This window comes from Nonomuraea sp. NPDC049152, assembly GCF_040648355.1.
In the GTDB taxonomy this organism is placed as follows: Bacteria; Actinomycetota; Actinomycetes; order Streptosporangiales; family Streptosporangiaceae; genus Nonomuraea.
In genome coordinates this window covers 100,533-114,248 of the sequence record NZ_JBEZDO010000006.1, presented here as the reverse complement: position 1 = coordinate 114,248, position 13,716 = coordinate 100,533, and the positions used below count along the sequence as shown (strand labels likewise).

At 69.9% G+C, this 13,716-nt stretch carries 14 protein-coding genes; 8 read left to right on the top strand and 6 right to left on the bottom strand.

Annotated features, from left to right (window positions below):
* Positions 1–40: 40 nt before the first annotated feature.
* Positions 41–967, bottom strand: coding sequence for a glucosyl-3-phosphoglycerate synthase (locus tag AB0B45_RS13795; protein WP_358129696.1), 927 nt, complete (start codon positions 965–967; stop codon positions 41–43).
* A 188-nt stretch (positions 968–1,155) separates the two neighbouring features.
* On the opposite strand from AB0B45_RS13795, the gene AB0B45_RS13790 reads away from it, so the two are divergent.
* Together AB0B45_RS13790 and AB0B45_RS13785 are read left to right on the top strand one after the other, a co-directional pair.
* A complete protein-coding gene (locus AB0B45_RS13790; RefSeq protein WP_358129693.1) occupies positions 1,156–1,656 on the top strand; it encodes a methylated-DNA--[protein]-cysteine S-methyltransferase in 501 nt (166 codons plus the stop codon).
* Positions 1,657–1,686: 30 nt separating this feature from the next.
* Complete coding sequence (locus tag AB0B45_RS13785) at positions 1,687–2,397, top strand: 2OG-Fe(II) oxygenase (protein ID WP_358129690.1); 711 nt, start codon at positions 1,687–1,689, stop codon at positions 2,395–2,397.
* Positions 2,398–2,407: 10 nt separating this feature from the next.
* Here the strand turns inward: AB0B45_RS13785 and AB0B45_RS13780 are convergent, their stop codons facing one another.
* Positions 2,408–3,847: a helix-turn-helix domain-containing protein gene (locus tag AB0B45_RS13780; RefSeq protein WP_358130267.1), complete on the bottom strand. Its 1,440-nt coding sequence runs from the start codon at positions 3,845–3,847 to the stop codon at positions 2,408–2,410.
* Between the two features lie 283 nt (positions 3,848–4,130).
* On the opposite strand from AB0B45_RS13780, the gene aceA reads away from it, so the two are divergent.
* On the top strand, positions 4,131–5,414 hold the full coding sequence (gene aceA, locus AB0B45_RS13775; protein WP_358129687.1) for an isocitrate lyase: 1,284 nt from the start codon (positions 4,131–4,133) through the stop codon (positions 5,412–5,414).
* Positions 5,415–5,558: 144 nt separating this feature from the next.
* A complete protein-coding gene (locus tag AB0B45_RS13770) occupies positions 5,559–6,767 on the top strand; it encodes an MFS transporter (RefSeq protein ID WP_358129685.1) in 1,209 nt (402 codons plus the stop codon).
* 6 nt (positions 6,768–6,773) lie between these two features.
* Here AB0B45_RS13770 and AB0B45_RS13765 read toward each other — a convergent pair whose 3' ends face one another.
* From AB0B45_RS13765 to AB0B45_RS13755, 3 genes are all read right to left on the bottom strand, one after another.
* Entirely contained in the window at positions 6,774–8,288 is a 1,515-nt protein-coding gene (locus tag AB0B45_RS13765; RefSeq protein ID WP_358129682.1) for a serine/threonine-protein kinase, read from the bottom strand.
* A gap of 205 nt (positions 8,289–8,493) precedes the next feature.
* A complete protein-coding gene (locus AB0B45_RS13760; RefSeq protein WP_358129679.1) occupies positions 8,494–9,303 on the bottom strand; it encodes a siderophore-interacting protein in 810 nt (269 codons plus the stop codon).
* 46 nt (positions 9,304–9,349) lie between these two features.
* A complete protein-coding gene (locus tag AB0B45_RS13755; protein ID WP_358129676.1) occupies positions 9,350–10,315 on the bottom strand; it encodes an alpha/beta hydrolase in 966 nt (321 codons plus the stop codon).
* Between the two features lie 96 nt (positions 10,316–10,411).
* Here AB0B45_RS13755 and AB0B45_RS13750 point away from each other — a divergent pair, with 96 nt between their 5' ends.
* The 4 genes from AB0B45_RS13750 (at position 10,412) to AB0B45_RS13735 (ending at position 13,199) form a co-directional block, all read left to right on the top strand.
* Positions 10,412–10,795, top strand: a complete 384-nt coding sequence (locus AB0B45_RS13750) for a hypothetical protein (RefSeq protein ID WP_358129673.1) — start codon at positions 10,412–10,414, stop codon at positions 10,793–10,795.
* A 145-nt stretch (positions 10,796–10,940) separates the two neighbouring features.
* Positions 10,941–11,672, top strand: a complete 732-nt coding sequence (locus AB0B45_RS13745) for an ABC-2 family transporter protein (RefSeq protein ID WP_358129670.1) — start codon at positions 10,941–10,943, stop codon at positions 11,670–11,672.
* Positions 11,665–12,453, top strand: coding sequence for an ABC-2 family transporter protein (locus AB0B45_RS13740; RefSeq protein ID WP_358129667.1), 789 nt, complete (start codon positions 11,665–11,667; stop codon positions 12,451–12,453). Before AB0B45_RS13745 ends, AB0B45_RS13740 begins: the two co-directional genes overlap by 8 nt.
* Positions 12,454–12,455: 2 nt before the next feature.
* Positions 12,456–13,199 (top strand): ATP-binding cassette domain-containing protein, encoded by a 744-nt coding sequence (locus tag AB0B45_RS13735; RefSeq protein WP_358129664.1) that lies wholly within the window; start codon positions 12,456–12,458, stop codon positions 13,197–13,199.
* Here the strand turns inward: AB0B45_RS13735 and AB0B45_RS13730 are convergent.
* Entirely contained in the window at positions 13,193–13,678 is a 486-nt protein-coding gene (locus AB0B45_RS13730) for a hypothetical protein (protein ID WP_358130265.1), read from the bottom strand. The genes AB0B45_RS13735 and AB0B45_RS13730 overlap by 7 nt on opposite strands.
* Positions 13,679–13,716 lie beyond the last annotated feature (38 nt).

The window sequence follows — 13,716 nt, the reverse complement described above, 5'->3', positions numbered from 1 at the left end:
GCCCGGCACACCGGCGCCTGACAGGACGACGCCCGTGCGGCTAGCCGACCTGGGTGATCATCGGTGGGCGTTCGGCGATCGCGACGTTCCTCGTCAGCACCTGGTGGCCGATCTCCGTCCGGTGGAACTGCGTGAGCCGTACCGAGGGCTGGTGGAGGGGGATCATCTTGCCCTGCCGTTCGAGGCGGGACCAGGCGGCCAGCATGATCTGGCCCGCCATGCCGCCGAGCGCCTCGGTGGACTGGTGGGAGTGTTCGCGGGAGCCGAGGTCGACCTGGGCGAGGGCGTCGAGGCCCGCCAGGTCGTGCAGGTCGAGGAGCAGGCCGAGCTCGACGCCGTAGCCGGTGAGGAAGGGGACGCGTTCGAGTGCGGAGCGCCGTCCCGCGTACTCTCCCGCCAGTGGCTGGACGAAGCCTGCCAGTTCGGGCCAGTGCAGGTTGATGAGGGGGCGGGCCACCAGCTCGGTCACCCTGCCGCCGCCGGTGGGAGCGCCGAGCAGGGGGCGGTCGTAGCTGCCCTTGACATAGGCCACCGACGGGTCGGACAGCAGCGGGCCGAGCAGTCCCGTCACCATGGAGGCGCGGAAGTCGCGCAGGTCGGCGTCGACGAAGGTCAGCAGCTCGCCCGAGGTCACCGCCAGCGACTTCCACAGCGCCTCGCCCTTGCCGTCGAGGGGTTTGAGGTCGGGCAGGATCTCGTCCTGGGCGTGGACGGAGGCGCCCGCCGCTCTCGCCACGGCCGCGGTGTCGTCGGTCGAGCGGGAGTCGATCACGACGACCTCGTCGACCAGGGCGTGCAGTTCCCGCCGGATCACCCCGACGATCTCGCCGACGGTCTCGCGTTCGTCGCGCGCGGGCAGGACGACGCTGATCGTGGTGGCGCCCTTCCGTTCGAGGAGCGCCTCGAGAGGCCAGTCGGCGGCCGAGGACGTACGGCTCCGCAGCCACGCCTCCACCTCAGGCAGCACGCGCCCCTCCCCCGTCATCGTCACCGGTCATCAGCTTAGAGTCCCGCGGCGGGGCGACCGGACGACGGGTCCGCCATGGCCGTCGGGGGGCCGGATCCGAGCTCAGCGCGACGTCCGAAAACCGCTCATCCTTTCGGCACGCTCCGGTGTTCTACAGAACGGAGACACCACGAAGGAGGGTGCGGACCATGAGCATCTACACCACGATCGACAGCCCGGCCGGCGAGCTGCTGCTGGTCGGAGAGAGGTCCGAGGCGGCGAGGGGCGGGCTCGCCCTGTTGTCCGTGTCGTTCGCCGACATGGGGGGCGCGACGGACGGGCGGCGCGATCCCGAGGCGTTCGCCGAGGTCGAGCGCCAGCTGCGCGAGTACTTCGCGGGCGAGCGGACCGCGTTCGAGCTGGACCTCGTCCGGCGCGGCACCGCGTTCCAGGAACGCGTGTGGGCCGCGCTGGAGGGCCTCCCCTACGGCGCCACGACCACGTACGGCAGGCTCGCCGAGCAGGTGGGAGCGCCACGCGACCGGATCCGCGCGGTGGGAGGGGCGATCGGCGCCAACCCGCTGCTGATCGTCAGGCCGTGCCACCGGGTGATCGGCGCGAGCGGATCGCTGACCGGTTACGCGGGCGGAGTGGAGCGCAAGCGGTTCCTGCTGACGCACGAGGGCGCGCTGCAGCCGCTGTTCGCGTGAGGCGACAGTCCGACACGAAGGAGGAGCATCATGCCCAAGCCATCCGAGCACGTGGAAAAGGCCGACTGGGCCGCTCTGGCCGAGGAGATGAACGCCTACGGTTGCGCGCTGACCGGGCCGATCCTCACCGCCGCCGAGTGCGGTGAGATCGCCGGCCTGTACGACGAGGCGACCCGCTTCCGGTCGACGATCGACATGGAGCGGTACAGGTTCGGCAGGGGTCAGTACCGCTACTTCGACCCGCCCTTCCCCGACCTGGTGGAGGAACTGCGGCAGGCGTTCTACCCCAGGCTGCTGCCGATCGCCAGAGAGTGGGCGGACAAGCTCGGCAAGCCCTCCCCCTGGCCCGACACGCTGGCCGAGTGGCTGGGGATGTGTCACAGGGCGGGCCAGCCCAAGTCCACCCAGATCCTGCTGCGCTACAGGGACGGCGACTGGAACGCCCTGCACCGCGACCTGTACGGCGACCTGGTGTTCCCGATGCAGGTCGTGGTCGGGCTGAACAAGCCTGGGGCGGACTACGACGGTGGGGAGTTCCTGCTGGTCGAGCAGCGCCCGAGGGCCCAGTCGCGCGGCACGGTGACGCTGCTGCCGCAGGGGCACGGGCTGATCTTCACGACCAGGGACCGGCCTGTGCGCTCCTCGCGCGGCTGGTCGGCCTCGCCGGTCAGGCACGGCGTCAGCACGGTACGGCGTGGCCTGCGGCACACACTCGGCCTGGTCTTCCACGACGCCGCCTGATGATGGCGCGTCACGCCTGCGTCGCGTGCCGTTCGAGGAAGGTGTAGACGTCGGCCTCGTCCACGCCGGGGAACGACCCGGGCGGCAGCGCGGCCAGCACGTGGGAGTTGGCGCGCGCCGAGGGCCACGCGTACCCCTCCCAGCGCTGGGCCAGCTCGGTGGGAGGGCGGCGGCAGCAGTCGCCGGTCGGGCAGTTCGAGCGCGTCCTGTTGGTCGTCTCGCGCCCGCGGAACCACCGCGACTCCCTGTACGGCACGCCCAAGGTGATCGCGAAGTCCCGCTCGCGGGAGGGGTCGACGTGCGCCACGCAGAAGTAGGTGCCGGTCGGCGAGTCGGAGTACTGGTAGAAGACCGAGAACCTGTCAGGTGACTGGAAGACCTGCCGGCCCGACCACTGCAAGCACATGCGCTGCCCCTCGATGGCGCCCTGCTCGTCGGCGGGGAAGACGATGCCGTCGTTCTCGTAGGCCTTGTAGATCGTGCCGCCGGCGTCGTTGCGGACGAAGTGGCAGACCAGGTCGAGGTGGTGGGTGGCCAGGTTGGTGAAGCGGTGGGCGGCCATCTCGTAGGAGACGGCGAAGACGTCGCGCAGGTCCTCCACCGACAGGGCGCGGTCCTGCTTGGCCTCCTGCAGGAACAGGGTGGCGGTGCGCTCGGGCACGAGGACGGCGGCGGCGAAGTAGTTGGCCTCGGTGCGCTGCAGCAGGAAGTCGGCGAAGTCGCGCGGCTTGCCGTGGCCGAGCGCGAGGTGGCCGAGGGTCTGCAGCAGGATCGTGCGGGGGGTGTGCATGCCGAGCTGCTCGTGCTTGACGTAGATGCGGCGGTTGCGCAGATCGGTGATGGAGCGGACCGAACGCGGCAGGTCCTGCGCGGTGTGGACGGTGTACCCGAAGTGGGTCACGAGCGCCTGGACCGTGCTCTGGGACAGCGCGCCCGTGCGGTAGCCGACGGCGGCCAGGGCCGCGGCGGCCGCCTTCTCGATGTCGGGGAAGTAGTTGCCCTGCTCGCGCTGTCTGCGGCGCAGCTCGGCGTTGGCGGCTCTGGCCTCCTCGGGGGTGGCGGTGCCGCGGGCCTGTCTGGCGCGTAGCTCGCCGTACAGGCCGAGGATGTGTTCGAGGACGTCGTTGGGCACGCGGGCGGAGACCTTCAGCCGCGGCAGGCCGAGCCCTGTGTAGAGCGGGTCGCGCTGGGCCTCCTCGAGCGCGATCTCCAGCTGGGCTCGGCGGTTGGGCGGCTGGCGGCGCAGGAGCTCCTCGACCGGCACGTTGAGCGCGGTGGCCAGCGACTTGAGCAGAGACAGCTTGGGCTCGCGCTTGCCGTTCTCGAGCAGGGAGAGCTGGCTGGGCGCCCTGCTGACGCGCTCCCCCAGGTCGGACAGGGTCAGTCCGCGTTGTTTGCGCAGGTGACGCAGCCGTTGGCCGAAGGCGATGAGATCGAGCTCCTGTGTCAAAGAAAGCGGTTCTTCGCCGAGCAAGGGGGCCATGTGCGCATCATAAGCGGAAGAATCAGGCTTTTTCTATAGTCCGGCCGCGCCTGATCGTCACCGTGACGCCCCGCACGGTCATTGGTCTAGTCCATAGAGAAAAGTCGCGATTTCTTCTGCACTGAATACCCGCCAGTATCCCTGAATCGAGAAATTTCACTATTCTTCTCCTCGTCGGCCTCTACTGGGAGAGCTCCACCGGGGCAGACACTCGGTACAAGCACCCCAGGGGACGACAAAGGAGTGAACAATGAACGATCGCCTCAAGGGAGCGGCTGAGCAGCTGCGGCACGACTGGAAGAACGACCCCCGATGGAAGGGCACCGAGCGCACCTACACCGCTGAGGACGTCGTCAGGCTGCGCGGCAGCGTGCAGGAAGAGCACACGCTGGCCAGACTCGGCGCCGAGCGGCTGTGGGACCTGCTGCACACCGAGGACTACGTGCACGCGCTCGGCGCGCTGACCGGCAACCAGGCCGTGCAGCAGGTGAAGGCGGGATTGAAGGCGATCTACCTGTCCGGCTGGCAGGTGGCGGCGGATGCGAACCTCGGCGGGCAGACCTACCCCGACCAGTCGCTCTACCCCGCCAACTCGGTTCCGGCCGTCGTGCGCCGCATCAACAACGCGCTGCTGCGCGCCGACCAGATCACCTGGTCGGAGGGGTCGGACCAGACCCACTGGCTTGCTCCGATCGTGGCCGACGCCGAGGCAGGCTTCGGCGGCGTGCTGAACGCCTTCGAACTGATGAAGGGCATGATCGCGTCCGGAGCCGCGGGCGTGCACTGGGAGGACCAGCTCGCCTCGGAGAAGAAGTGCGGCCATCTCGGCGGCAAGGTGCTGATCCCGACGGGCCAGCACATCAAGACCCTCAACGCCGCCCGCCTGGCGGCCGACGTGGCGGGCGTCCCCTCACTGATCATCGCGCGGACCGACGCACAGGCCGCGACGCTCCTGACCAGCGACGTGGACCCCCGCGACCAGCGCTTCACCACCGGTGACCGTACCGCCGAGGGCTTCTACAGGGTGCGCAACGGCGTCGAGGCCTGCATCGACCGCGGCCTGTCCTACGCCCCCTACTCCGACCTGCTGTGGATGGAGACCTCCACGCCGGACCTCGACGTGGCCCGCGAGTTCGCCGAGGCGATCAAGGCGAAGTACCCCGACCAGATGCTCGCCTACAACTGCTCGCCCTCCTTCAACTGGAAGCAGCACCTGGACGACTCCACGATCGCCAAGTTCCAGCGCGAGCTCGGGCACATGGGATACAAGTTCCAGTTCATCACGCTGGCCGGCTTCCATTCGCTGAACTACTCGATGTTCAACCTGGCCCACGGCTACGCCGCCGACGGCATGACCGCCTACGTCGAGCTGCAGGAGGCCGAGTTCGCGGCCGAGCAGCGCGGCTACACCGCCACCAGGCACCAGCGCGAGGTCGGCACCGGCTACTTCGACCTGGTCAGCACGGCGATCGCGCCCGACTCCTCCACGACCGCGCTCAAGGGCTCCACCGAGGAGGAGCAGTTCGCCCACTGACCGCCTGAAACTCGCCGATTCCTCCTAGGGCATGGGAGGGTTCCCCGGCGACCGTCCCGGCCCCGCGCGCCCGCGGGGCCGGGGCGATTTCGCTCTGCGTGATCCTCCGCATTTCTCGCATCTCGTACATCTAGTGTCACGAGAGTGCTGGAGCTGCTGAAGGATCGCACCTACCTCAAATATTGGCTGGCCGTCGTGGTGTCCTTCCTCGGCGACGCCATCACCAGGGTCACCCTGATCTACGTCGCCGCGACGCTCACCGACGCCCCCGTCGTGCTGATCGCGCTCGTCATCGTCGCGCAACTGCTGCCCTCCGGCGTCCTCGGCGCGTTCGTGGGCCCGCTGGCCGACCGGCTGCCCAAGCGGGTCCTGCTCATCGGCTCCGACCTGGCCAGGATTGTGATCGTGCTGGCGATGATCCCGGCGCTGGGGTCGACGTGGCTGCTGCTCACGCTGGTCTTCCTGGAGGGCGTCGGCAAGGCCTTCTTCGAGACCGCCCGCATCGCCGCCATCCCGAAGATCGTCGGCGGGCACAGCATCCCCTCGGCGGTGGCGCTGTTCCAGAGCACGGCGCATACGATCAACCTGCTCGGCCCCGCGCTGGGCGGCCTGCTGGTCGCGGTCGGCAGCGTGCCCGTCGTGCTGATGATCGACGCGGCCACCTTCCTGGTCTCAGCGCTGCTGCTCGGCGCCATGGCGGTGCTGCGCGAGGTGCCGGCGGCGGCTCGCGAGCCGTACTGGACGGCGCTGCGGACCGGGGTGCGCGGGGTGCTGGAGGTGCCGTCACTGCGGTTCCTGGCGATCTTCCTGGTGCCGGTGATGCTGGTCCTCGGCCTGTTCACCACGAACTTCAACGCGCAACTACTGACCGTCTTCCACCTGCCCGCCCTGTCCTACGGGCTGGCGCAGGCACTGTTCGGCGGCGGCTCGATCCTCGGCGCGCTGCTCGGGCCCGCGCTGATGCGCCGTTTCCCCGACCGCCTCCTGACGGCCTCGATCGTCGTGTTCGGCCTGTCCATGCTGGCGCTGGCGCCCGCCCAGTGGAGCGGCCACTTCGCGGCGATCGCGGTGTGGTGCCTGCTGACCGGGCTCGGCTCGGGCCTGTTCCAGGTGCCCGTCGCGCACACCCTGCTGCGTGACCTGCCGGAGGATCTGCGCGGGCGCGGCGTCGCGCTGGCCAACGCGCTCATGGTCAACTTCACGATCGCGGGGGTGGTGGTGGGCAGCGTGGTCGCGGAGCTCGCGGGGGTCGCCGCGTCGATCATCGGGTCGGGCGCGCTGCTGCTCTGCGCGGCCGCCGCCCTCTCCTCCCTGTACGGCAGGCACCCGGCAGCCCCAGCGGGTCACCGCTGACTCCCGTCAACCCGACGAGGACCCCGTGGGCGTCTGCGACACCTGATCGGTCGGGGTGACCGACACCGAGGCCGTGGGATCGGGCGTCTCGCCGGGCCCCTCCTGCGGGATCGTCGTGATGCTGGAGGACGGCTGCGGGCAGTCCCGCGCCCGCTTCCTGACCGCGGGATCGACACAGTCGCCTGGGTCGCCGTTGCCCGGCGGCCCTGGCGACCTGCCGTCCTGCTCGGCCCACGTCCGCTCCTCCAGCTCCGAGCGCGTCGGCCGCAGCTTCGAGGGCTCCACCGTCCTGGTGTGGGTGACGACGACGGTCGGCGTGATCGAAGGACCGGCGGGGAACGGTCCCGCAGGGGACCTGGTCAGCGGGCCCGGATTGATCGTGGACCCCGCGGTGCCGTTCGGCACGACGACGGGAACGGTCTCGGGCAGTCCCGTGCCGTCCAGCCGTACCCCTCCTCCTCCTCCGCTGGCCGCGGCCACCGTCAGCGCCGCGATCGAGACGGTGGCCAGCGCCGCGAAACTGGCGTGCGACAGCTGAGCCCCCGCCCTGGCCCGGCGGCGGCGCGCCGAGGGACCCGGCGCCTCGGTCTCGGCCCTGTCCTGCGGCGAGCCCGCCAGGCGCACCCTTCCCCCGCCCGGCGGGTACGGCACCGGCGTCCAGATCTCCGACAGCACCCTGCCGACCGCCTCGCGCAGGTCCCACGGATCGCCCACGCCGCCCGCGGCCAGTAAGGCCCGCAGCAGCTCGACCGAGGAGGGCCGCTCGGACGGGTCCTTGGCCAGCGACGCCTCCACCGCGGGCCGCAGCAGCGCGGGCACGCCGTCGACGCGCGCGGGTTCCAGCATGATGCGCCTGGTCAGCACGTCGGCCTCGCCGGTGCCGAACGGATGGTGGCCGGTGGCGGCGAAGGCGATCAGGCACCCCCACGCGAACACGTCGGAGGCAGGCAGCGCGGGCCCGCCGGTCAGCCGCTCGGGCGCCACCCAGCCGGGGCTGCCCATCACCTGTCCCGCCTGGGTGTGAGCGGCCGCGGTGTCGACGTCGCGGGCGATGCCGAAGTCGATGACCCGCGGCCCGTCCGGCGACAGCAGCACGTTGCCCGGCTTGAGGTCGCGGTGGACCAGCCCCGCGTCGTGGACGGCGACCAGCCCGGCGGCCACGCCGAGCGCCACGCCGTAGGCCAGGTCAGGGGTCAGCGGGCCGCGCGCGACCACGACCTGCGACAGCGCGGGCCCCTGGATGTACTCGCAGACCAGGTAGGGGCGGTCACGGTCGGTGCCGTCCTCGATCACGGCCGCCGTGCAGAACGGCACCACCCTGCGCGAGAACCTCACCTCTTCGGCGAACCTGGCGCGGAGGGTGGCGTCCTGGAGGTGGACGGCGTGCGGGGTCTTCAGCGCCACGAACCCGCCCCGCGGGTGCTCGGCCAGGTAGACCACGCCCATCCCGCCGGTTCCCAGGCGCCCGAGCAGCAGGTATCTGCCGATGATCACCGGGTCGCCCACCGTCAGCGGTCGCACGCCTGGTGGCATGCCACTCGAACCACGTGCCATCCGGGGTGCCTCTCCTGCTCTGGGACACGGCCACAGCACACTGTGACCGGATCGGGCGAGGCATTTCTCCGGGACTGTCACAAGGGGTATCGAAGGTAAGGCGAATCTTCCCCAGGAGTGAGAAAGAAGTGAGGTACCTGGGCTTTCAGGTAAGAGAAGAGAGCGCTGATGCTCACCCGCCGAGGGCGGCGCTCTCCTCGACCTCCACCTGCCGGTTCCAGTCCTTCTTCACCGCGCGCCAGCCCTCGTCGTCGACGCCGAGCCGCCAGTAGCCGGAGATCGACAGCTGGTCCAGCGGGATCTGCTTGTCCACGCGCAGGAACCGGCGCAGCTCCTTGACGAAGGCGGCCTCCCCGTGGACGAACGCGTGCACCCTGCCCTCGGGGAAGTCGAGGCCGCGCACCGCCTCGACGAGCTTGCTGCCGTACGGGGCGCCCTGGCGGTGCAGGTAGGTCACGGAGGCGTCCAGCTTCTGCTCCTCCTCAGGGCCTTCGACCTCGAGGAAGACGTGCGCCTTCGTACCCGGGGCAAGCACCTCGAGGGAGGCGGCGATCGCGGGAAGCGCGCTCTCGTCGCCGACCAGCAGATGCCAGTCCGCCTCGGGGCTCGGCGCGTAGCCGCCGCCGGGGCCGATCATGTGGATAACGTCGCCGGGCCGCGCGGAAGCGGCCCACGGGCCGGCCAGCCCCTCGTCGCCGTGCACCACGAAGTCGAGCGTCAGCTCCTTGGCCGCCGCGTCCCAGGCGCGCACGGTGTAGGTGCGCAGTCGCGGCCAGTGCTCGCGCGGCACGCTCTCCCTGCAGCTCGCCACGGTGAACGGCGTCGGGTACTCCACTCCCTCGTAGGGGAAGACCAGCTTCACGTAGTGGTCGGTCAGCCCTTCGGTGGCGAAGTCGCGCAGCCCTTCACCGCCGACCACCAGCCGCACCATGTGCGGGGTGAGCCGCTCGGTCCTGAGCACGACGCCCCGATGTTCCGCCATGAACCCTCCAACTGTAGTTAGGCGGACCTAACCTATAGCTGGAACGTCATGCCGCGAGAGAAGATTCCTCCCCTGATGCGCGCACGGCGCTCAGGAAGCGGGCCATGTGCCGGTAGACCAGGCGTGCTTCGGGCAGGACGTCGGCCAGGATCGCGAAGACGTGCGGCATCCGCGGCCATTCCTCGTAGGTCACCGGCACGCCCGCCTCGCGGGCGCGCAGCGCCACCCTGCGGCCCTCGTCGCGCAGCACCTCGGTCGAGCCCGTGACGATCATCAGCGGCGGCAGCCCCGTGTAGTCGCCGAAGGCCGGTGAGACGAGCGGGTCACGCGGATCGAGACCCGACGTCCACCGCCTGGCCAGCCACTCGACCCGGCCGGCCGGCAGCATCGGGTCCTCCCATCGGTTGGCCCTGCGCGGGGTGTCGCTCAGATCGGTCCACGGCGACAGGCAGATGGCCGCGGACGGCAGCGGCAGCCCGCGATCGCGCAGCGCGAGCAGGGTGGCCAGCGTGAGGTGACCACCCGCCGAATCGCCCGCGAACAGGATGTCGGCGGGATCGTGTCCTCGCCCGAGCAGTTCGCCGTAGGCGTCGAGCGCGTCCTGCAGCGACTCGGCCAGCGAGTGGACGGGCCCCTGCCGGTAGTCGACGGCGAACACGGGGCGGCGCGCCACCACCGACAGCCGCCAGGTGATCGGCCGATGCGTGGCAGGCGAGCAGCTGAAGTAGCCGCCGCCGTGGAAGTAGAGGACCACCTTGCGCTCGTCGAGCCCCTGACCCGCGCGCACCCACTCCCCCGCGCGATGCGGGACGATGCTCACGTGGCTCGGCGGTCGCATCGGGACGAGCCTGACCAGCTCACCGAGCCGGGAGCAGGCGGTGATGGCCAGGGAGTGGCGCAGCAGCAGGCTGGACGCCGGCTTCAGGGTGCCGCGCATCAGGCCGTTGAGCGCTCGGGACTGCCAGCTGAAGGGGTAGTCGGGGAAGACGTCCAGATCGATCTCGTGCCGCACACCTAAGGAATTCCCTCTAGAGGATCGTTCTACCGGCAAGTAAGTAACTCCTCTATTTCCGGTAAATCACGGATGGCCGTATGAGACCCTTCCTGCATGGCCGGATACTCCGGAACACCTCTGCCGCAGAAGCTGGGGATCAAACCGGGCCATCGCGTGCTGGTCGTCGACGCGCCCTGCGACCTCGACATCCCCGCCTACCACCGCCGGCCCGGACGCGAGCCCTACGACGTGATCCTGATCTTCTGCGCCGACGCGGCCACCCTCCACCAGCGCTTCGGCAAGGCCGCGGCCCGGCTGGTGAAGAACGGCGGCCTATGGGTGTGCTGGCCCAAACGGGCCGGCGGCGTGCCGACCGACCTGAGCGACGACCACGTCAGGGAGTACGGACTAGCACAGGGCCTCGTCGACAACAAGGTGGCGGCCATCGACGGCACCTGGTCGGGCCTGCGCTTCGTTTATCGCCTTGCTGACCGCTGATCCCTCAGCGGATAATTACCGCTCCTAACACCCGTGCCTTCTTCTGGGCACGGGCTGTCGCCATGCCATCACTCTGCGGAGGTGACACACCATTTCCCTCTATCTCCGGCTCATCCGGTTCGGCTTCCGCAAACACGCGACCTACGTGTGGGCCGCGCTGGCGGGAGCGTTCACCAACAGCGTCTTCGGCATCCTGCGCGCCTACGTCCTGATCGCGCTCTGGCAGGCCAGACCCGGCCTGGCGGGCTACGACGTGATCGACGCCGTCACCTTCTGCTTCATCACTCAGGCCTTCATCGGCCCGATGCAGCTGTTCGGCGGCGGCCTGACCATCCCCGAACGCATCCGCACCGGCGACATCGCCCTCGACCTCGTCCGTCCGGCCTCCCTGCAGGCCTGGTCCCTGTCGGAGGACCTGGGCAGGGCGGCCTACCTCTTCCTCGTCCGCGGCGTCCCGCCCACGATCATCGGCGCGCTGGTGTTCGGCATCGTCGTGCCGTCCGGCAGGGGACAGTGGGCGGCCTTCGCCGTCAGCTTCGCCCTCGGCGTGCTGGTCAGCTTCGCCTGGCGCTACCTCGTGGCGCTGTCGGTCTGCTGGCTGGCCGACGACCGCGGCGTGGCCACGGTGTCACTGGTCCTCACCACGTTCTTCAGCGGCATGATGCTGCCCCTGACGATCTTCCCCGGCTGGCTCGGCGAGCTGGCCACCGCGCTCCCCTGGGCCGCGATGGTGCAGGTGCCCGCCGACGTCTACCTCGGCAAGGCCGGCTTCCTCGACGCCGTACCGTTCCAGGCCCTCTGGGCGGCCGCGCTGCTCGCCCTCGGCGCGCTCGGCACCCAGGCGATCAGGCACAAGGTGGTGATCCAGGGTGGTTAGGACCTTCGCCATGCTGGCGTGGACGTGGACGCGCGCCGCCGCCGCCTATCCCGTCTCCTTCGCGCTCATGATCGCCTTCGGCTGCCTGATGGGCGCCGTGGACGTCGCGGTGATCCTGGTCGTCTTCGCCAACACCACCGCCCTGGGCGGGTTCACCCGTGCGGAGGTCCTCTTCCTGTACGGCACGGCCGGCACCGCCTTCGCCCTCGTCGACATGTGCGTCGGCAACCTCGACAAGATCAGCCAGCACATCAAGGCGGGCACCCTCGACACGATGCTCGTCAAACCCGCCCCCGCGTGGGTGCAGGCCGCCGTCGACAGGTTCACCCCGACCAGGTTCGGCCGCGTCCTGCAGGCGGTCACCATCCTGGTCGTGGCCCTGGCCGACATCGGGGTCCCGTGGGAGCGCGCCTGGATGATCCCAGTGATGATCGTCACGGCGATGGCCATCTTCGCGTCGCTGTGGACGCTGGCGGGGGCGGCACAGTTCGTGCTCACCGACGCCCCCGAGGTGGTCAACGCCTTCACCTACGGCAGCGGCCAGCTCGCCCAGTACCCCTTCAGCGTCTACGGCCGCGACCTGGTGCGCGGCGTGACCTACGTGCTGCCGCTCGCCTTCATCAACTGGCAGCCGGGCCTGTACGTCCTGGGCAAGGACGACCCCTTCGGGACGCCCGGCTTCCTGCGTTTCCTCGGGCCCGTCGCGGCCCTGCTTCTCGCCCTGCTGTCCGCCTTCGCCTGGCGCCAGGGCGTTCGCCGCTACCGATCGACGGGGAGTTAGGAATGATCGAACTGGAGCGCGCGGGACGCTCGTTCAAGGTGAAGCGCACGGTCGTGCACGCCGTACGGGACCTGTCCTTCAACGTGGCGCAGGGAGAGTTCGTCGGCTACCTCGGCCCGAACGGCGCGGGCAAGTCGACCACGATCAAGATGCTGTGCGGGATCCTCACCCCCACCTCCGGCAGGGTCCGCGTGGCCGGCCTCGACCCCTCGCGCAAGAGGACCACGCTGGCCAGGCGGATCGGCGTGGTGTTCGGGCAGCGGACGACGCTGTGGTGGGACCTGCCGCTGAGGGACAGCTTCGAACTGATCCGGCTCCTTTACAAAGTAGATCGCAAAGTGTTCGCCGGGCGGCTCGACGAGCTGGTGGAGACCCTCGACCTGGCCGCGTTCATGCGCACGCCGGTGCGCCAGCTCAGCCTCGGCCAGCGCATGCGCGGCGACCTGACGGCCGCGCTGCTGCACGCGCCCGACGTGCTGGTGCTGGACGAGCCCACGATCGGGCTCGACGTCGTCAGCAAGAACAGCATCCGCGCGTTCCTGCTGAGGGTGAACGCCGAGCGCGGCACCACCGTCCTGCTGACCACGCACGATCTCGGTGACATCGAGCGCCTGTGCCGCAGGGTGATGCTGATCGACCACGGCAGGCTGGCCTTCGACGGCTCACTCGACGACCTGATGGCCACCGCGCCGGACGAGACGATCGAAGAGGTCGTGACCAGGCTCTACACCCGCGCGGGTCAGTAGTAACCGCCCTGCTCGGCCTCCTCGTATTCGTCGTCCATGTCGTCCCGCCGGCCTGCCCAGCGGGACGGCATCAGCACCGGCAGGAACAACGCCACGCCCAGCATGGCGTAGACGCCTGTCGTGAGCAGCGTCCTGCTGCCCGCGCCCGCCTCCAGCACGATGTGGTGCATGGAGGGCTCGTCGGGCACGAACGACAACGCCCTGTTGACGTCCAGCGCGTAGACGACCGTCCATGCCAGCAGCACCAGCGAGGGCACGAACGTGGCCAGCGGCGACACCCTGCCCGCCACCACCAGCCCGGCCACCAGGCCGATCACCGCCATGGCGCCGAGCGCGATCCACAGCTTCGGCCCTGGGGCCGAAGCTGTGGTTCCAGGCGCGACCATCAACGCCTGCTGGACTGCCCAGCCGCCCCCGACCAGCAGGACGCCGGTCACGATCACGCCGAGAAGCAAACCAGCGAAATGCCGCACGTACATCACCTCGGCCCCGACCATAGCGACAAACCAGATAAATG